Origin of the sequence: Rhizobium johnstonii 3841, from assembly GCF_000009265.1 — a bacterium.
Classification (GTDB): Bacteria; Pseudomonadota; Alphaproteobacteria; order Rhizobiales; family Rhizobiaceae; genus Rhizobium; species Rhizobium acaciae.
In genome coordinates, this window is the sequence record NC_008380.1 from 4,180,031 (window position 1) to 4,198,075 (window position 18,045).

The 18,045-nt window shown below is 61.4% G+C and carries 14 protein-coding genes and 1 tRNA gene; 1 reads left to right on the forward strand and 14 read right to left on the reverse strand.

Going from position 1 to position 18,045, the window contains the following annotated elements:
* Nucleotides 1-64: 64 nt before the first annotated feature.
* The 4 genes from RL_RS40650 to RL_RS20420 all read right to left on the reverse strand — a co-directional run bounded on the left by RL_RS40650 (nucleotide 65) and on the right by RL_RS20420 (nucleotide 4,410).
* Complete coding sequence (locus RL_RS40650; protein WP_244432344.1) at nucleotides 65-343, reverse strand: hypothetical protein; 279 nt, start codon at nucleotides 341-343, stop codon at nucleotides 65-67.
* A 92-nt stretch (nucleotides 344-435) separates the two neighbouring features.
* Nucleotides 436-512: transfer RNA gene (locus RL_RS20410), tRNA-Met, on the reverse strand.
* A 135-nt stretch (nucleotides 513-647) separates the two neighbouring features.
* Entirely contained in the window at nucleotides 648-1,847 is a 1,200-nt protein-coding gene (gene mnmA / locus RL_RS20415) for a tRNA 2-thiouridine(34) synthase MnmA (RefSeq protein WP_028742186.1), read from the reverse strand.
* 409 nt (nucleotides 1,848-2,256) lie between these two features.
* On the reverse strand, nucleotides 2,257-4,410 hold the full coding sequence (locus RL_RS20420; protein ID WP_011653391.1) for a putative bifunctional diguanylate cyclase/phosphodiesterase: 2,154 nt from the start codon (nucleotides 4,408-4,410) through the stop codon (nucleotides 2,257-2,259).
* A 164-nt stretch (nucleotides 4,411-4,574) separates the two neighbouring features.
* On the opposite strand from RL_RS20420, the gene RL_RS20425 reads away from it, so the two are divergent.
* Nucleotides 4,575-4,841 carry a hypothetical protein gene (locus RL_RS20425; protein ID WP_011653392.1) on the forward strand — a complete coding sequence of 89 codons (267 nt, stop codon included), beginning with the start codon at nucleotides 4,575-4,577 and terminating at the stop codon, nucleotides 4,839-4,841.
* 158 nt (nucleotides 4,842-4,999) lie between these two features.
* Here the strand turns inward: RL_RS20425 and serA are convergent, their stop codons facing one another.
* From serA to tolB, 10 genes are all read right to left on the reverse strand, one after another.
* Nucleotides 5,000-6,595 (reverse strand): phosphoglycerate dehydrogenase, encoded by a 1,596-nt coding sequence (gene serA, locus RL_RS20430; RefSeq protein WP_011653393.1) that lies wholly within the window; start codon nucleotides 6,593-6,595, stop codon nucleotides 5,000-5,002.
* Nucleotides 6,596-6,677: 82 nt separating this feature from the next.
* Nucleotides 6,678-7,856 carry a phosphoserine transaminase gene (locus RL_RS20435; protein WP_011653394.1) on the reverse strand — a complete coding sequence of 393 codons (1,179 nt, stop codon included), beginning with the start codon at nucleotides 7,854-7,856 and terminating at the stop codon, nucleotides 6,678-6,680.
* Between the two features lie 188 nt (nucleotides 7,857-8,044).
* A complete protein-coding gene (locus RL_RS20440) occupies nucleotides 8,045-8,881 on the reverse strand; it encodes an outer membrane protein (RefSeq protein ID WP_032982290.1) in 837 nt (278 codons plus the stop codon).
* Nucleotides 8,882-9,277: 396 nt separating this feature from the next.
* The gene (locus tag RL_RS20445) at nucleotides 9,278-9,517 is read right to left on the reverse strand and encodes a hypothetical protein (RefSeq protein ID WP_028742189.1); all 240 of its coding nucleotides are present in this window, start codon (nucleotides 9,515-9,517) and stop codon (nucleotides 9,278-9,280) included.
* A 288-nt stretch (nucleotides 9,518-9,805) separates the two neighbouring features.
* Nucleotides 9,806-11,158: a phosphoglucosamine mutase gene (gene glmM / locus RL_RS20450; protein WP_011653397.1), complete on the reverse strand. Its 1,353-nt coding sequence runs from the start codon at nucleotides 11,156-11,158 to the stop codon at nucleotides 9,806-9,808.
* Nucleotides 11,159-11,399: 241 nt separating this feature from the next.
* Entirely contained in the window at nucleotides 11,400-13,331 is a 1,932-nt protein-coding gene (gene ftsH / locus RL_RS20455; RefSeq protein ID WP_011653398.1) for an ATP-dependent zinc metalloprotease FtsH, read from the reverse strand.
* Between the two features lie 96 nt (nucleotides 13,332-13,427).
* The gene (gene tilS / locus RL_RS20460) at nucleotides 13,428-14,885 is read right to left on the reverse strand and encodes a tRNA lysidine(34) synthetase TilS (RefSeq protein WP_011653399.1); all 1,458 of its coding nucleotides are present in this window, start codon (nucleotides 14,883-14,885) and stop codon (nucleotides 13,428-13,430) included.
* Between the two features lie 11 nt (nucleotides 14,886-14,896).
* Nucleotides 14,897-15,883 (reverse strand): tol-pal system protein YbgF, encoded by a 987-nt coding sequence (gene ybgF, locus RL_RS20465; protein ID WP_011653400.1) that lies wholly within the window; start codon nucleotides 15,881-15,883, stop codon nucleotides 14,897-14,899.
* A 162-nt stretch (nucleotides 15,884-16,045) separates the two neighbouring features.
* Nucleotides 16,046-16,579: a peptidoglycan-associated lipoprotein Pal gene (gene pal / locus RL_RS20470; RefSeq protein WP_003552503.1), complete on the reverse strand. Its 534-nt coding sequence runs from the start codon at nucleotides 16,577-16,579 to the stop codon at nucleotides 16,046-16,048.
* A 152-nt stretch (nucleotides 16,580-16,731) separates the two neighbouring features.
* Nucleotides 16,732-18,039, reverse strand: coding sequence for a Tol-Pal system beta propeller repeat protein TolB (gene tolB / locus RL_RS20475; RefSeq protein WP_011653401.1), 1,308 nt, complete (start codon nucleotides 18,037-18,039; stop codon nucleotides 16,732-16,734).
* Nucleotides 18,040-18,045: the final 6 nt, after the last annotated feature.

The following is an 18,045-nucleotide window of genomic DNA, read 5'->3' on the forward strand; positions in this document are numbered from 1 at the left end:
GCAAGCGACTTGCCACTGAGCGCCGCAACAGCCGCGGGACGAAGGAAGCCGCACTGGTCAACGTTCAGGAGCAGATTGCCCGCGTTTTGGAACAGGTGGCTAAGGGGACGATCGATGATGACGATGTCTCGTCGATCATGGCCAAGCTCAAAGCCGAGCGCAGCCTGCTAAAAGCAGAACTTGCCGCACAGGAGCCGCCCACTAATGTGATCGAAATCAAGCCGAAGGCATTGACGAAGTTTCCGGAGGATGTGGAAAGCCTGGCCGATATCCTCAAGGAGCGAGGGGCAGAGCCAACGATGGAGATGGCAAAGGCTTTCAGGGAGGTGATTTCGCGGATCATCGTTCACCCGAGAAAACCGGGCGGCGCCTACAATTACGAGATCAAAGGATGGCTGTCTGCAATCACCGGACCAGACTTGTCGTCTGTCTTGATGGTAGCGGAGGAGGGATTTGAACCCCCGACACAAGGATTATGATTCCTCTGCTCTGACCTACTGAGCTACTCCGCCACTGGTCAACGATACCCGCTCGCGAAGCGATGCCGGTTCGTGGGATGAGCGGCTTATAAGGTGCGCTTCGGCTTTGTGTCAAGCGCATGATCGAGAAAAACGGTGGGCTTTGCCGGCCGTCGTTACCTATGGGTTTCAGGCAGCGACCGGGCTGGCCAAAAGGGCCTTCAGGCAGGCTTCCGCCGAAGGTTCGCGCTCGGAGCGTTCGATGAAACCGCCACCGAAGACGCGGGCGTTGTCGCCGGGCGCCGAGTAGAGCGCGCAGGCCTGGCCGGGCGCGATACCCGCCTCGCCGACCGTCAGGTCGACATAGGTGCCTGTTGCATCGATATGCAGGACGGCGGGCGCCGGCGCCCTTGTCGAGCGGACCTTGGCGTAGCAGGCAAAGCCCTTGCCGGCGGCGGCTTCCGCAAGCGTCTCGTCGCCCAGCCAGTTGACGTCGCGCAGGTAGACGCGGTGCGTTTCCAGCGCCTCCTTCGGTCCGACGATAACGCGGCGCGAGCGGGCGTCGAGAAAGACGACGTAGAGCGGCTCGCCGGTGGCGATGCCGATGCCGCGGCGCTGGCCGATCGTGAAGTGCAGGATGCCCTCATGGGTGCCGAGCACGCGGCCATCGAGATGGACGATCTCGCCGGCGAGCGCCGCATTCGGCTTCAGCTTGGTGATGACATCGGAATATTTGCCCTGCGGCACGAAGCAGATGTCCTGGCTGTCGGCCTTCTTGGCGACGACAAGGCCCATCTCTTCGGCCAGCCTGCGGGTTTCGGCCTTCGGCAGGCCGCCCAGGGGAAAGCGGAGATAATCGATCTGTTCCTGCGTCGTGGCGAAGAGGAAATAGCTCTGGTCGCGGTCGGCATCGGCCGGGCGGAAAAGCGCGCGGCGGCCGGGATTCTCAGGCGAAGGATTCCGTCCCGAGCGGATATAATGGCCGGTCGCCAGCGCATCGGCGCCAAGCTCCTTGGCGGTCGCCAGAAGATCGGCGAATTTGACGGTCTGGTTGCAGGAAACGCAAGGGATCGGCGTTTCGCCCGCCACATAGCTTTCGGCGAAGGGGTTGATCACCGTCTCGCGAAAGCGCTTTTCGTAATCGAGCACGTAATGCGGAATGCCGAGCGTTTCGCAGACGCGGCGCGCATCGTCGATATCCTGGCCGGCGCAGCAGGAGCCGGCGCGGTGAACGGCTGCGCCATGATCGTAAAGCTGCAGCGTGATGCCGAGCACATCATAACCCTGCTGTTTGAGAAGGCCGGCGACGACGGATGAATCGACGCCGCCCGACATGGCGACGACGACGCGGGTCTCTTCCGGCTTCTTGTCAAAATCCAGTGTGTTCAACGATGGTGCCAATTCTGCTTGGGTCACGATCCGCCCTTGCGCTGCAATTGCGGCGGATTGCTGATCTCCGGCGGGATCGGCCGCCGTCTCTCGATGAGGCACCGATATAGAAAGGATTGCCCTTGGGCGCAAGGGGCGGCCTTCGGCACCCGATAGTTTCGCATTCCCACAAAGAAGGGCGCAGCCGAAGCCGCGCCTTGGAGCGGGGGGTGCGGCTCAAGTGCCGATCAGCTTGTTGCAGGCGAATGCGATGCTCGGATTGGCGATGATGGCGGTTACGAGCGCCAGTCCGATCATCGATAATGAATAGCGTTTCATAGACATCCTCCTTTCCAGCCCACGACAATTATGCCGCTTCGGCCGGCTTTCTCAAAATGACGAATGCTTGATGGCATCCGGCGCAAGCGCTCTATCTGCGAGACGAAGCGGCCTTCAGCGCGCGGCCGTGGATCAGCGCCTCCGCCTCGTGCTGCGGCATCGGCCGGCCGAGCAAATAGCCCTGCACCTCACTGAAACCCTCGGCGCGCAGCTTCTGCAACTGCTCTTCCGTCTCGATCCCTTCGGCCAGCGTCGTCGCGTTGAAGCCGGAGCCGATGCCGACGACGGCGCGCACGATGGCGAGATTGCCGGCATCCGTCTCGATGCCCGAAACGAAACTGCGGTCGAGCTTGATCTTGTCGAAGGGGCAGGATCGGAGATAACTCAGCGACGAGTAGCCGGTGCCGAAGTCGTCGATGGCGATGCGGAGGCCGAGTTCCTTCAATGCACGCAGCCGCGGCAGGCTTTGGTCGGCATCGGTCAGGAATACGGATTCGGTGATTTCGATTTCAAGCCGGTCGGCATTGAGGCCGGTCTCGTCGAGCGCCGCGACCACGGTCGAAAGCAGGTTTGCATGCCGAAACTGGCTGACGGAGAGATTGACGGCGATCCTCAGATGGGCGGGCCAGCCGGCAGCCGCGCGGCAGGCTTCCCGGATCACCCAGTCGCCGATCGGAACGATGAGGCCGGTTTCCTCGGCGAGCGGAATGAATTCCATCGGCGCCACCAGCCCGCGTTTGGGATGGCGCCAGCGGATCAGCGCCTCGAAGCCGCCGATGCCGTCATTGTCGAGCTGCACGATCGGCTGGTAATGCAGCTCGAACTGGCGCTTCTCCAGCGCCTCCCACAGCTCGGCGGTCATCACGTGCCGGCGCTCGGCGGCAAGCCGCATCTCCGTCTCGTAGAAGCGATAGGTCGAGCGTCCGCTCTCCTTGGCGGCATAGAGCGCCAGATCCGCGTGCCGCATCAGCACATCCGCATCGCCGGCATGATCGGGCGCCAAGGCGATGCCGATACTGCAGGTGACATGCTCCCGGGCGCCGTCGAGATCGAAGGCACGGCTCAGCGCCTTGAGCAGCCGCTGCGCAAAACGCCCGGCCCGCTCCGGTTCGTCGAGTTCCAGCACGACGGCGAATTCGTCGCCGCCGAGACGGGCGACGAGATCGCCCTCCTCCGCCAGTTGCAGCAGCCGCTCCGACACCTGGCAAAGCAGCGCGTCGCCGGCGGCATGTCCCTTGCTGTCGTTGATATTCTTGAAGTGATCGACGTCGATATAAAGCAGCGCGATCGCGCTGTCGGCGGTCGCTTCGACTGCCCGCTGGTTGATATGGTTGGAAAATGCCGCCCGGTTCGGCAGGCCTGTGAGCGAATCGTGCATGGCGAGATGAGCAAGCTTTGCCTCGACGGTCCGCTCCTCCGTCACGTCCTGCGAGATGCCGAGCAGATAACGCGGCGCATGGCCCTCGGGCGTCGGCAGAGCGCGTTTGACGGTGCGCAAGATGCGCGGCACGCCATCGGCGCGCAGCATCGTCTCCTCGAAGCTGATTGCCGTATCGGCTTCGAAGGCCCGGCGATCCTGCTCGCGAAAGGCGTCTGTCTGACTGGGAGGAAACAGCGCCCGGTCGGTTTGGCCGACCACGTGCTCCGCCCTCATGCCGACGATGTCGCCGCAGGCCTCGTTGAAGAGAACGTAAAGCCCGTCCGCTTCCATGTCCTTGACGAAGACGCCGACCGGCAGGTTGTCGACGATGCTGTCGAGAAGCGAGCGCGTATCGCTCATCTGGCGTCTGGCGGCGTTGACCTCGGTGCGGTCCTGCACGATCGCCAGGATTGCGGCCCGGCCCTCGAAACGCACTTCTCGGCCATAGGTCAGCACTTCGAAGGTCTCGCCGCTCGCCTTGAGGTGAACCCAGCGTTCCGCCTTTTCCATGTCGGTACGGCAGCTGACGGCGTCGATCATCCGTTCCCGCTCATGCTCGGGGCGGATATCCAGAATCGTCATGCGCCGGTATTCGTCCGCCCCATAGCCGTAAAGTGCTGCCGCCGCCTCGTTGACGATGAGAAAGCGCAGCGATATCGGATCATAGACCCACATCGGCGACGGATGCGTTGCAAACAATGACCGGAAGTCGTCATTCGGTGCTTCGGTCTGCTCGGTCTTCTGCAAGGGGGCCATGGAAATTCGCGTGCGGTTGATGCCGATAACAGGGATATACTGGGAAAAGTTAAATAAAATCAGAATCATACTCAGGGTTAAACTTTAGGCTTTCGCCTTCAGAATGTGCAAAAGCGGCGACTTGCCATCGCGATCTCGGTCCTCGATAGAATATTTGAGGCACCATGGAACAATTCGCTCGATCGTACGTTCTTGGGCATCGAAGTCGCAATCGAATTGCTGAGGAGGGTTTCATGGGCAGGTTCGGCACGACGACGGATTACAGCAGGATCAGACACTGGATCGAGGAGCGCGGCGGCCATCCCGCCCGGATCAAGAACGCACCGGACAGCGAAACCGTCCGCGTCGATTTTTCCTCTGAAACGCAGGAAGAGATTTCCTGGGACGAATTCTTCCAGGGTCTCGACGGCAGCAGGCTCGCCTTCCTCCACCGCACGAAGGCTGAAGACGATGTCGCCCGTTTCGGCAAAATCCTCCGCCGGAAACGACGGCACCACTAATGCATGTCGCCCAAAAGTGTGCAGCGGCTTTGGGACCACGACATGCGTGAAATAAAGACTTAAAGCGCGACGCGCTGTGAGATTCACTTGCTCCTGACACAGCAAAAACCCGGCGCCGTTTCCAGCGCCGGGTTTTTCATTTCCTTGGGAGGAAAAACTCAGTCGATATTGAAGGTCAGCGGCTTTGCCTGGCGAACCGCCTGGTGGGCGGTCAACTCAGCAAGCACGGCGTCATCAACTTTGCCGTCGACATAGAGCAGCGCGATGGCGTCGCCGCCCTGCTTGTCACGACCGAGCTGGAAGTTGGCGATGTTGACGCCGGCAGCACCAAGCGTCGTGCCGATGAAGCCGATCATGCCAGGGACGTCGGTATTGGTAATATAGATCATGTGCGAGCCGACATCGGCATCGAGATTGATGCCCTTGATCTGGATGAAACGCGGCTTGCCATCCGAAAACACCGTGCCGGCGACAGAGCGCGTCATGCTGTCGGTGGTGACCGTCAGCTTGATATAGCCGTCGAAGACGCCTGTCTTGTCGCGCTTGACCTCGGAGAGCACGACACCTTTTTCCTTGATCATGATCGGCGCCGAAACCATGTTGACGTCGGAGACCTGCGGGCGGATGAGGCCGGCGAGCACTGCACTCGTCAGTGCCCGCGTATTCATGTTGGCGGTGAGGCCGTCATAGAGGATCTCGATTTCCTTGATCGGCTCTTCGGTGACCTGGCCGACAAAGGCGCCAAGAACGTCGGCAAGCCGGATGAAGGGCTTCAGGATCGGCGCTTCCTCAGCCGTGATCGACGGCATGTTGATGGCGTTGGAGACCGCACCATTGACAAGGTAATCCGCCATCTGTTCGGCGACCTGCAAAGCGACGTTCTCCTGAGCCTCGGTCGTCGAGGCGCCGAGATGCGGCGTGCAGACGACGTTCGGCAGGCCGAAGAGCGGGCTTTCCTTGGCCGGCTCGACCTCGAACACATCGAAGGCAGCGCCCGCGACATGGCCCGACTTGATCGCTTCGGCAAGGGCTGCTTCATCGACCAGGCCGCCACGGGCGCAGTTGATGATGCGCACGCCGGGCTTGGTCTTCGCCAGCGCTTCCTTGTTGAGGATACCCCGCGTCTTGTCGGTCATCGGCACATGCAGCGTGATGAAGTCGGCGCGGGCGAAAAGCTCTTCCAGTTCGACCTTGGTGACGCCCATCTCTTCGGCGCGCTCCTTGGAAAGGAACGGATCGTAGGCGACGACGTGCATCTTCAGGCCGATGGCCCGGGCGCAGACGATCGAACCGATATTACCGGCGCCGATGACGCCGAGCGTCTTGCCGGTGATCTCGACGCCCATGAACTTCGACTTCTCCCACTTGCCGGCCTGCGTCGAAGTATCGGCTGCCGGAAGCTGGCGGGCGACGGCGAACATCAGCGCGATCGCATGTTCGGCTGTCGTGATCGAGTTGCCGAAGGGCGTGTTCATGACGATGATGCCGCGGCGCGAGGCGGCCGGGATATCGACATTGTCGACGCCGATGCCGGCACGGCCGACGACCTTGAGGTTCGTCGCCCCCTCGATGATCTTTTCCGTCACCTTGGTGGCGGAGCGGATGGCGAGGCCATCATACTTGCCGATGACTTCGAGCAGACGGTCTTTGTCCTTGCCGAGCTGCGGTTCGAAATCGACTTCGACGCCGCGATCGCGAAAAATCTGGACGGCGGTTTCCGACAATTCGTCGGATACGAGAACGCGAGGTGCCATGAGGGCCTCCTTCAAAAGTGTTCAGCGATGAATGAATCAGGAATGCTGGCTCCGCCCTGTGGCGGAGCCGGATGCGATCACCTCAGGCGGCGGCCTGATTAAGCTGCGCCTTCTGTGTTTCGAAGGCCCAGGAAAGCCAGGGCATCAGCTTCTGCATGTCGGATGCCTCGATCGTGGCGCCGGCCCAAATGCGCAGGCCCGACGGGGCGTCGCGGTAGTGGCCGACGTCATAAGCGACACCTTCCTTTTCCAGCAGGCCGACCAGGCCCTTGGCGAAATTCGCCTGGCCGTCGTCGTCAAGGGCTGCGATGTCCTTGTCGACGATCTTCAGGCAGACCGAGGTGTTGGAGGCCGTCTCAGCCTTGACGGCGAGATTGGCGATCCAGTCGTTTCCTGCCACGAAATCGTGGATGACCTTGGCATTGGCATCGGCACGCGCGATCAGCCCCTTGAGGCCGCCGAGACCCTTCGCCCAGACAAGCGCATCGATATAGTCCTCGACGCAGAGCATCGACGGGGTGTTGATCGTTTCGCCCTGGAAGATGCCTTCCGTCAGCTTGCCGCCCGAGGTCATGCGGAAGATCTTCGGCAGCGGCCAGGCCGGCGTGTAGGTGACCAGACGCTCGACGGCGCGCGGCGAAAGAATGATGACGCCATGGGCACCCTCGCCGCCCAGAACCTTCTGCCAGGAGAAGGTGACGACGTCGAGCTTGGCGAAATCGAGTGCCTGCGCGAAAGCCGCCGAGGTGGCGTCGCAGATCGTCAGGCCCTTGCGGTTATCAGGGATGAAATCGGCATTCGGCACGCGCACGCCCGAGGTGGTGCCGTTCCAGGTGAAGACGACGTCGCGGTCGAAATCGACGGCGGAGAGATCGGGAAGCTCGCCGTAACCGGCTTCGAGCTTGCGCACATCCTTGAGCTTCAGCTGCTTGACGACATCGGTGACCCAGCCTGCGCCGAAGCTTTCCCAGGCGAGCATGTCGACGCCGCGTTCGCCGAGCAGCGACCAGAGCGCCATTTCAACGGCGCCGGTGTCGGACGCAGGAACGATGCCGATGCGGTAATCCGCCGGCACCTCGAGAATTTCACGGGTAAGGTCGATGGCCTGCTTGAGCTTGGCCTTGCCGACCTTCGCGCGGTGCGAACGGCCAAGGGCCGCGTCGGAAAGGGCTTCGAGCGACCAACCGGGGCGCTTCGAGCAGGGGCCAGAAGAAAAATGGGTATTGTGCGGACGGATGTCCGGCTTTGCGGTCTTCGCCATGATGCTATCCTCTCAGATAGAAAGCCCTTCGTTGGGGAAGGGTGTCCCGCCGCCGTGTGTATGGATCCGGCGCGTCATAGTCAAGATCGAAGTGTCGCGGGGGGAACATATTTTGACGCAGAGCGGTAGGGCCGCAATACGAAAAGCCGCCCGGTTGGGGGCGGCTTCTGGTGTCAGGGAGATCGGGCTTACTTGTAGACAGGCTGCTGCAGCGGGATTTCCGGCGGCGGTTCGTAGCTTGCCTGAGCGCAGCCGCCGAAGAGATAGCGGGCGCCGACGCGAGCTTCGTGGGCGCTCAGACCCTTGTCGCGGCCCGGGCCGCCATTGTCGGCATAGCCGAACATGTTGCCGCCATCGATATGCAGGTAACGATAGCCGACATCCGCCTTGATGTTGCAGGTCACGTCGATCGAAGCGCCGGCCATCAGGGCGTAGGTGAAGCGCCAGTTGCCCTTGCCGCCGTGGCTGACCTCGTCGTCGCAGAAGCTACCGTCATCGGCGCAGGCGACGTTGCTGAGGTTCTTCCACTTTACGTAGGAACCGCCGATACCGGCGCCGACATAGGGCGTGACGTAGCCGTAGGTGCCGAGATCGACATAGGCGTTGGCGAGCAGCGTATAGGCTGTCAGCGAAGAGCGGTCGCTCGAGGTGCAGTCCACCAGCGGGAAGCCGCACTGCCCGACCGTTGAGCCATTGAAATCCGCCTCAGTCATGTAGTCGAAAGTCAGATCGGTGCGCAGATAGCTGTTGATCTGATAGCCGACACCACCGCCGACGGTCCACGTATCATCCAGATCGGCGTCGTCGAAATCGACCTCCGTGGCGTTGCTGCCCTGGAAATAGCGGGCACCGCGCAGATCGGTGAAGGCATAGCCGACATCGCCACGCAGGTACCAGCCGGTCGCTTCGGTGACCGTCACCTCAGGCGGCTGCTCCGGGATAGGCTCGGCGGGGGCCAGGTCCGCGGAATAGGCGTTTGTCGCGATCAACAATGCGGCGAAGATGCCGGACAAGCTTCTTTTCATGGATCCCACTCCAAAATCCCGTTGCGTCGGCAGGCTGAATCGCCGCCAATCTGGTACGCTTCGTATGGATAATGAATTGGAAACGTTAAAAGCTGCTTAACTATAAATGGGAAGAAACGTTAAGAGAGAGATTGGCGGGCAAGTTACTTGATGTGGTGAAATTCGGCCAAAGGCTGGCAGCCCCGGACTTGCCGAAGATTGCCAGCCGCAAAGTCAAGAACCCCGCCCCGCCCAATCGCCCCTGCATAATTCCTTAAATCGGAATAGATTTAAGGATAAAATTATGCAGCAACCAAAGTGTTACAGCGTCTTTTGCCCGTCTGAAAAGACGGGCGGCGCTGTAAGTTGGTTTCCTTCGCCATCAAGTCGGTCGGCTCCACTCGGCGAATCCTGTCGTTACTTCCATTGTGTCGCGTTTTCGGCGGCGCAGCCGTACGGCGGCAAGGAGGTGCCAAAGTTCGTTTTGAGCTTGGCACAGCCCCAGGCATTAATCGGGCCTGGCATGGCATTGTTGAGCGTGGTGCCAATTTCATCGTAAGGGCTGTCGGTGTTGGTGATGTAGCGATACCAGCGGAAACCGGTAAAGACGACGAATGCGAGAGCGATCGTCAGCAGCAGGCGCACCAATTTTTTCATGATATTTCCTTTGAATGCAAACGCCGCCGTATAGCATCCGCATGTGGAGGTTGACGCCGCGGTCACCAAGACATCGGCAAATTTCCGTGGATGCCGTCTCAGTGCCCACTGCGCCCCGACATGCTGCAGCTGCGAGGCTTGCTCCCTACCGGAAGCCAAGCTGGCAAATCACTGACATGTTGTCTTCGGAAGGGCAGAAACGGTTCCGGCGGGAAGTCGATCCGAAGGCGCCAATAGCGAAAAAGCCGGCACTTGCGGTCCGGCTTTTGACATCTCGCCCCGAAAAAATCAGGCGGCAGTCCGGACGTTCGAGATCGTGCCGATCAATTCGTTGACGATGCGCTCGATCTGGGCGCGGTCGTCACCCTCGGCCATGACGCGGATCAGCGGCTCGGTGCCCGAGGGGCGGATGACGAGGCGGCCGTTCCTGGCAAGCTCGGCTTCGGCATCGGCGATCGCCTTCTGCACCTGGATATCTTCCAGCGGCTTGCCACCGCTGATGCGGACATTGCGCAGGAGCTGCGGCACCGGCTCGAAGCGACGGCAGACCTCGCTGACGGTCCGTCCGGTGCGCTTGACTGCGGCCAGGATCTGCAGCGCCGCGACGAGACCGTCGCCGGTCGTGCCGTAATCCGAAAGCACGATGTGGCCGGACTGCTCGCCGCCGACATTGTAATTATGCTGGCGCATATGCTCGACGACGTAACGGTCACCGACCTTCGTCCGGGCAAGGCCGAGGCCCTTGTCATCGAGGAAACGCTCGAGGCCGAGATTGGACATGACGGTCGCAACGATACCATTGCCGCGCAGCTGCTGGCTCTCGGCCCAGCTTTCGGCGATCACGGCCATCAGCTGGTCTCCATCGACGATCGAGCCGTTCTCGTCGACGATGATGACGCGATCCGCATCGCCATCGAGGGCGATGCCGATATCGGCGCGCACCTCGTCGACCTTCTTCTGCAGCGCGACGGGGCTGGTGGAGCCGCAATTGAGATTGATGTTGGTGCCGTTCGGCTCGTTGCCGATCGTGACGACCTCGGCGCCGAGTTCCCAGAGCACGGCCGGCGCCACCTTATAGGCAGCCCCATTGGCGCAATCGATGGCGATCCTCAGGCCCTGCAGCGTCACGTCGCGCGGCAGCGTGCGCTTGGCATGTTCGATATAGCGGTCATGCACGCCGTCGACACGCTTGGCGCGGCCGATATCGTCGGACTTGGCAAGCTGCGCATTCAGGTCTCTTTCGAGTAGATCCTCGATCTCGGCCTCGATGTCGTCGGACAGCTTGTAGCCGTCGGGGCCGAAGAGCTTGATGCCGTTATCCTCGTAAGGATTGTGCGACGCCGAGATCATCACGCCGAGATCGGCACGCAGCGAGCGCGTCAGCATGGCAACAGCCGGCGTCGGGATCGGGCCGAGAATAAAGGCGTCGAGACCGGCGGCCGTGAAGCCCGCGACCATGGCATTCTCCAGCATATAGCCGGAAAGGCGCGTATCCTTGCCGATGACGACGCGATGGCGGTGATTGCCGCGGCGGAAGATCGTACCGGCGGCAATGCCGACCCGCATGGCGAGATCCGGCGTCATCGGGAAGACGTTGGATTGGCCGCGAATGCCGTCGGTACCGAAATAGCGTCTTTTCATCTGCACTCCTGTGCTTTCCGCGCGCCATTCAAGGCAGCGCACCGTTCCAAGCGAATCCGGCTTCAGTGGAATGTCGTCAATCCAGGAGCCTGATTCATGCTTGCCTCAATTCAGCGGAATGCCACAAAATGCGGCGAACGGCACGTAAATTAGCAAGAAAAATGATTATATCCCGTTACCAATGGAAAAGGCCGGATCTCCCACTTCGGAAATCCGGCCTTGTTCAAGGTAGTGCCGCGGTTCAATGCGGCTGCGGTTCGAGGCCGCCTTCGGGCTCGTCACCCTTGGTGGCAGGCCGTGCGCCGGCCTTCGGAACGGCTGAGCCGCGGCTTGGCGGCGAATCATCACCGAGATCGCGGGAAGGCTTTTCGCCGCGGATCAGCGCCTTGATCTCTTCGCCGGTCAGCGTCTCGTATTCGAGCAGACCTTCGGCAAGCACGACGAACTCGTCATGCTTTTCCGTCAGGATCTTGCGGGCCTGCGTATAGGCTTCATCGATCAGGCGGCGCACTTCATTGTCGATCTTCTGCGCGGTTGCTTCCGAAACATTCTTCGACTGCGAAACCGAGTGGCCGAGGAAGACTTCCTGCTGGTTCTCGCCATAGGCGACCTGACCGAGCTGATCGGAAAAGCCCCACTGCGTGACCATGGCGCGGGCAAGCTTCGTGGCCTGCTCGATGTCGGAGGAGGCACCCGAAGTGATGTTTTCCTTGCCGAAGGTGAGCTCTTCGGCAACGCGGCCGCCCATCATGATGCAGAGGCGCGAGACCATCCACTTGTAGCTCATCGAGTAGCGGTCGCCCTCGGGAAGCTGCATGACCATGCCGAGTGCACGGCCGCGCGGAATGATCGTCGCCTTGTGCAGCGGATCGGCGACGGCGACATTGAGCGCGGTCATGGCGTGTCCGGCCTCATGGTAAGCGGTGAGCTTCTTTTCCGCCTCGGTCATCGCCGAGGAACGGCGCTCGGCGCCCATCATGATCTTGTCCTTGGCGTCCTCGAATTCCTGCATGGTGACGACGCGCTTGTTGCGGCGGGCGGCCATGAGGGCGGCTTCGTTGACGAGGTTCATCAGGTCGGCGCCGGAAAAACCGGGCGTACCGCGGGCGAGGATCTTGAGATCGACATTCGGCGCCAGCGGAACGTTGCGGGCGTGCACCTTGAGGATACGCTCGCGGCCGACGATGTCGGGATTCGGCACCACGACCTGACGGTCGAAACGGCCGGGACGCAGCAGCGCCGGGTCAAGAACGTCGGGACGGTTGGTGGCCGCGATCAGGATCACGCCTTCATTCGCCTCGAAGCCGTCCATTTCGACCAGCAGCTGGTTCAGCGTCTGCTCGCGTTCGTCATTGCCGCCGCCGAGACCGGCGCCGCGATGACGGCCGACGGCATCGATTTCGTCGATGAAGATGATGCAGGGCGCATTCTTCTTCGCCTGCTCGAACATATCGCGCACACGGCTTGCACCGACGCCGACGAACATCTCGACGAAGTCAGAGCCCGAAATTGTGAAGAAGGGCACGTTGGCTTCGCCGGCAACCGAGCGGGCGAGCAGCGTCTTGCCGGTGCCCGGAGGACCGACGAGCAGCACGCCGCGCGGGATCTTGCCGCCGAGACGCTGGAACTTCTGCGGATCACGCAGGAATTCGACGATTTCCTCGAGATCCTGCTTGGCCTCGTCAACACCGGCAACGTCTTCGAACGTCACGCGGCCATGCGCTTCGGTGAGCAGCTTGGCCTTGGATTTGCCGAAGCCCATCGCGCCGCGCGAGCCGCCCTGCATCTGCCGCATGAAGAACAGCCAGACGCCGAGAATCAGAAGCATCGGCAAAAGCGTGCCGAGATAGCTGAGGAAACCCGAAGAGCCGTCCGTTTCAGGACGGGCGGAAACCAGGACATTCTTCGACTGCAGGCGATCGAGCAGACTGTCGTCGATCACAGGCGAATAGGTCTGGAAGGTGGTGCCATTTTCAACATAGCTTCCGGAGAGACGGTTGCCCGTGACCACGACGTCCTTCACACGGCCCGCATCGACCTCACGCAGAAACTGCGAATAAGGGATTTCGCGGGAGCCCGTTTGCGCCGGCGCCGTCTGAAACATACTGAAAAGGGCGATCAGCAGAAGCGCTATGATCGCCCACAAGGCGAAATTACGTAAGTTAGGGTTCATTGAACTCCCCAGCATGGAACAGCCGCCTCATGGCGACCGTCTTATTCGTTTCTAACATAGGGTTGCGCCGTGCGATTGCCAAGGCGATCCCCTAAGTCAGATGGTTTTTCCGTCAATACTTCTTAAAGGCAGCCTCGCATAGGGCGCCGTCGCGAAAACCGCCGAAAGCCTATTGGCAAAGATGAAGTCAAATCGTGTCAAAAAGCGGTCGAAGGGTGCGAAATAGGGTGTCAGCTCGACCATGCGAGCGGATTCCTCAAATAAAGGGGCCTCTTCGGAGGTTAAAGCCGGCGCGGAGGCGACAGCGCGCTTCCATGCCGCCTTGGGAAGGTGATGCATACGCTCCCTCATTCCTGTGCTTGTCACAGGAATCCAGCCACCGCGCGTCTGCGCGGTGATTGACCCAATAAAGCGTGAAGTGTCTTTCGCGCCCAAGGACTTGGACGCGCTGGATTCCTGTGACAAGCACAGGAATGAGGGGGCGTATAGAGTAGCGGCCTCGACCACTATCGATGTGGACAAACCATTGCGCGCATAAAACCTGCCGTCCCAAACCCCAGCCTCTCCCGGCTGCAGAACCAAGGGCAATATCCCCCGGCTCTCTCGCGCCAGATAAAGCCCGTCGCGCCTGAGATCGAACACCACCCTGCCGGCGGTCATTCGCCCAAGCCCGGTGCCGGTGGCAAATGTAAGAACCCGCTCCATCTGCGCCCTGCCCGGCACGAATGGCTGCCCACCGCAAACGGCTGCCAGACGGGCGAGTACATAGTCGAGGACTGCGCGATCCTGCCGCAGCCCATCAGGTATCACCTGCCCGAGCAGGCCGCCGTGAAGCCGGAAGTGACGATCCAGCCATTCGGCTCCTCTGGACGACAGGGCCAGCCGCTCCTCCCAGGCCGCGCCGATGTCCTTCTCCATGCCTGCATCGTCCGAAAGCTGCCGGCGCATCCGCACGCGCTCGTACTTGATATCCTCGTTGCTGGGATCGTCGATCCACGGCACGCCCCGCTCCTTCAGGAAGGCTCGGATATCTGCCCGGCTGGAAAAGAGAAGCGGCCGTAAAATCCAGAAGCGCCGGTTGAAGAGGACCGCATCCGCAATGCCGGTCGAAATCTGCTCCGTTCGCATCCCACGCATCTGCAGTGTTTCGCGCTGGTCGTCGAACGTATGGCCAGTGACGATGAGATCGGCTTCGAAACTTTCGGCGGCGGTTTCCAGCAGGCCATAGCGTGCCTCGCGGGCCGCCGCCATGATGCCGGTCTTCGGCTTGTCGCCCTCCCAGATCATGGTGGTGTGGGGAATGCCGAGCGATGCGCAGAGGGCTGCGACGTCACGCGCCTCGTCTGCGGAGCCGGCGCGCAACGCATGATCGACGGTTGCAGCACAAAGGGAAATCTTGAGATGGGGCGCGGCCTTCACGGCTTCATCGAGCAGAAGAAGCAGGCCGGTGGAATCGCTGCCGCCTGATATCGCGGCGAGAATGCGCGCGGGGCTTTGAAGCGACGTTAGAAACTGGAGGATCGTCAGTTGAGGCGATGCGGCTTCCGGAGACATTGCGGAAGACCTTAGCAGGAGAGGCGCTTCTGCTCGCTCGCAACCTTGCTTATGACGGCACGCGAAGCCTTTGGATAACGCTTCGACACTTCGCGCAGCGTCGCACAGGCCGTCTCGTTATTGTCGAGGGCCGCAAGCGACATGCCGAGCTTCAGCAGCATTTCCGGCGCCTTTTCCGATGTGCCGTATTTCTGATGCGCATTGAGGAAGGTCTTGGCCGCCTCATTGTACTTGCCCTGCGAATAGAGCGCTTCGCCGAGCCAGAAATTGGCGTCCGCCGCCCGCGCGCTGCTCGGGTAGCGGGTGATGTACTGCGTGAATTCCAGTTCGGCCGTACTGTAATCGCCCGATAGCACGTGGCCATAGGCGGCTTTGTACTGGTCGGCCTCGCTGCCGAGCGAGGCGGTCTGCTGCGGCGTTTTGGGGCTGGCATCGGGAATCGGCCCGGAACCGATCGTGGCATTTTCGTCGACGCTTCCGCCGATCGGATTGCCGTTCTGATCGAAATCGATCGAGCCGAGCTCCTTCGGCGGCTGGCCGAGGCCGCTATTCTCAGGCACGCTTGTGGAGGGAGCCGTTTCGGCTCCCTGCGGTGCTTGGATCACCTTGGCAATATCGTCGCCGCCGGAGGCTGCCGGAGCGGCATCGGTCTCGCTCTTCTTGACAGGGGCCTTGACGGCACCGCCGGCGCCGGTCTTTTCGAGCTGCTGGAAGCGGAATTCATTGTCTTCCTGCTGCTTGCGGATCGTCTCCTGCATCTGCAGAAGCTGAAAGCTCATCTCCTCGATCCGGCCGTTCAACTGCCGCAGTTGCTCTTCGAGCTGCTGCACACGGACCTCTGCATCGCCGCTCTGCACCTTGACGACGGGCGGCGCCGCCTGGTTTTCCGCGGATCGGCCGCCGAGATGTAGCCCGAAGAACGAGGCGGAATAGGCCGCCCGTTCGCTTCCGGTCACAGCCGCGAGGCACAGCATGCCTGCCACGACAAGTTTCTTCATATGTATCGTCCTGTCCCAGTGATTCTTCGCACCTCGATGGCACGAACAGGAGATTTTTCCAATTGCTTTCAAAAAGCAACGGAGTCTGGCCAAAGTGTGGTCAAAAAGAAAAGGCGGCCCTGAGGGGACCGCCTTTCGAAAAAGCGAATTGTTGCTCGGCAATTACATGCCGGCGCCGCCAAGCACGGTAACCGCGCGGCGGTTCTGCGACCAGCAGGAAATATCGTCGCAGACGGCGACCGGACGTTCCTTGCCGTAGGAAATCGTCTTCAGGCGCTGCGCCGGAACGCCGCGCGAAGCGAGATAGTCCTTGGCGGCAGCCGCACGGCGGGCGCCGAGCGCGAGGTTATATTCGCGCGTGCCGCGTTCGTCGGCATGGCCTTCGACGGTGATCTGGTAGTTCGGGTAGCGGCCGAGCCACTGGGCCTGACGGTCGAGCGTCTGCGAAGCATCGGCACGGATCGACGAGGAGTCGGTGTCGAAGAAGATGCGGTCGCCGACATTGACCGTGAAGTCCTGGGCCGAGCCCGGCGTTGCCGCGCCAGCACCGGCGCCGAGGCCGAGATCGCCGGCGCTGTTCGGTACGTTCTTCTTGGCGCAGCTTGCGAGCGCGAGGCCCGCGATAAGCGCGATCATGACGGGGTTGCGGGCGAAATTCTGCATGCGGCTCATTGCCGGGGTATGAATTCGGCTCATGGCCGGTCTCCTTGCGATTTCATCAGGGTTTCCGGACAGTAACCGCACTCGGTTAACCGCCCCTCAAAGATTATGGTTAACAATTTGCTACTTTGTCCCTTGGCCGCTCGGTTCCATGACTTTGGGGCGACAAGAAGGCAGCAGCGCATCGCCTACTCCATAAGCGGCGACCAAGCGGGGTCGGAGCCGTAGGTCGGCGTCTTCACAAGCTGCTCGTTGTAACCGGTCAGATCGATCGAATAGAGCTGCGGACCGCCCGACCCCGCCGCCTGGCGGAAGAACATCAGCACGCGGCCGTTCGGCGCCCAGGTCGGGCCCTCATTATGGAAGCCGGTCGTCAGGATGCGCTCGCCGGAACCATCCGGCTTCATCACGCCGATCGAGAACTTGCCGCCGGCCTGTTTGGTGAAGGCGATAAGATCGCCGCGCGGCGACCAGACCGGCGTCGAATAGGAACCGTCGCCGAAGGAAATACGGGTCTGGCCGGAGCCATCGGCGTTCATCACGTAGATCTGCGGCTTTCCGCCGCGGTCGCTTTCGAAGCTGACGCGTGCGCCGTCAGGCGAATAGGAGGGCGACGTGTCGATCGCCGCCGTCGAGGTCAACCGGGTCGTCGTGCGCGAGCGCAGGTCCATCGTATAGATGTTGGAATTGGCATCCTGCTGCAGGCTCATGATCACCTTCTGACCATCAGGCGAAAAGCGCGGCGAGAATGTCATGCCGGGGAAATTGCCGACGACCTCGCGCTGCCCGGTTTCGAGCTGCAGCAGATAGACTCGCGGCTGCTGGTTGGCAAAGGACATGTAGGTCACTTCCTGCCGGCTCGGCGAGAAGCGCGGCGTCAGCACGAGATCGCTGCCATCCGTCAGCATGCGCACGTTGAAGCCATCCTGATCCATGATCGCCAGCTGGCGCTTGCGCTGCTGCTTGGTGCCGGATTCGGAGACGAAGACGACGCGGGTGTCGAAATAACCCTCTTCGCCCGTGATCTGCTTGTAGATCGCATCGGCGATGATGTGAGCCACACGGCGCCAGTTCTCCGGCTGCGTGTAGAACTGCTGACCGGTCATCTGCTGTCCGGCGAACGGGTCCCACAGCCGGAATTCGGCGCGAAGACGGCCATCCGCTTCCTTGCTAACCCGGCCGGTGACCAGCGCCTGTGCATTGATGACCTTCCAGTCCTCGAACCGCGGCGCGGCATCAGGATTGGAGATCTTTTCAATAAAGGCCGTCTTGTTGATCGGGGCAAACAGGCCGGAACGCTGCAGGTCGGCGGCGATGACTTGCGAGACCTGCGCGCCTATGTCGCCCTGGAAGTCAGTCACCGCAATCGGCATCGGCTGGACATTGCCTTTTCGGATGTCGAGGGTGACCAGCGCGTTGGCCGGCGTTGCAAAGACGGCAGCGGTCATCAGACCGACTGCAACCAAAATGGCGCGGAAAAAGGAACACTTTGTCATACCAAA

What these genes read in the sequence shown, in the direction of transcription:
- RL_RS20440 (WP_032982290.1), bottom strand. Translation starts at nt 8,881, where the DNA reads ATGAAAAGAAGCTTGTCCGGCATCTTCGCCGCATTGTTGATCGCGACA.
- tilS (WP_011653399.1), bottom strand. Translation starts at nt 14,885, where the DNA reads ATGTCTCCGGAAGCCGCATCGCCTCAACTGACGATCCTCCAGTTTCTA.
- RL_RS40650 (WP_244432344.1), bottom strand. Translation starts at nt 343, where the DNA reads ATGATCCGCGAAATCACCTCCCTGAAAGCCTTTGCCATCTCCATCGTT.
- pal (WP_003552503.1), bottom strand. Translation starts at nt 16,579, where the DNA reads ATGAGCCGAATTCATACCCCGGCAATGAGCCGCATGCAGAATTTCGCC.
- tolB (WP_011653401.1), bottom strand. Translation starts at nt 18,039, where the DNA reads ATGACAAAGTGTTCCTTTTTCCGCGCCATTTTGGTTGCAGTCGGTCTG.
- ybgF (WP_011653400.1), bottom strand. Translation starts at nt 15,883, where the DNA reads ATGAAGAAACTTGTCGTGGCAGGCATGCTGTGCCTCGCGGCTGTGACC.
- ftsH (WP_011653398.1), bottom strand. Translation starts at nt 13,331, where the DNA reads ATGAACCCTAACTTACGTAATTTCGCCTTGTGGGCGATCATAGCGCTT.
- RL_RS20420 (WP_011653391.1), bottom strand. Translation starts at nt 4,410, where the DNA reads ATGATTCTGATTTTATTTAACTTTTCCCAGTATATCCCTGTTATCGGC.
- serA (WP_011653393.1), bottom strand. Translation starts at nt 6,595, where the DNA reads ATGGCACCTCGCGTTCTCGTATCCGACGAATTGTCGGAAACCGCCGTC.
- RL_RS20435 (WP_011653394.1), bottom strand. Translation starts at nt 7,856, where the DNA reads ATGGCGAAGACCGCAAAGCCGGACATCCGTCCGCACAATACCCATTTT.
- RL_RS20445 (WP_028742189.1), bottom strand. Translation starts at nt 9,517, where the DNA reads ATGAAAAAATTGGTGCGCCTGCTGCTGACGATCGCTCTCGCATTCGTC.
- RL_RS20425 (WP_011653392.1), top strand. Translation starts at nt 4,575, where the DNA reads ATGGGCAGGTTCGGCACGACGACGGATTACAGCAGGATCAGACACTGG.
- glmM (WP_011653397.1), bottom strand. Translation starts at nt 11,158, where the DNA reads ATGAAAAGACGCTATTTCGGTACCGACGGCATTCGCGGCCAATCCAAC.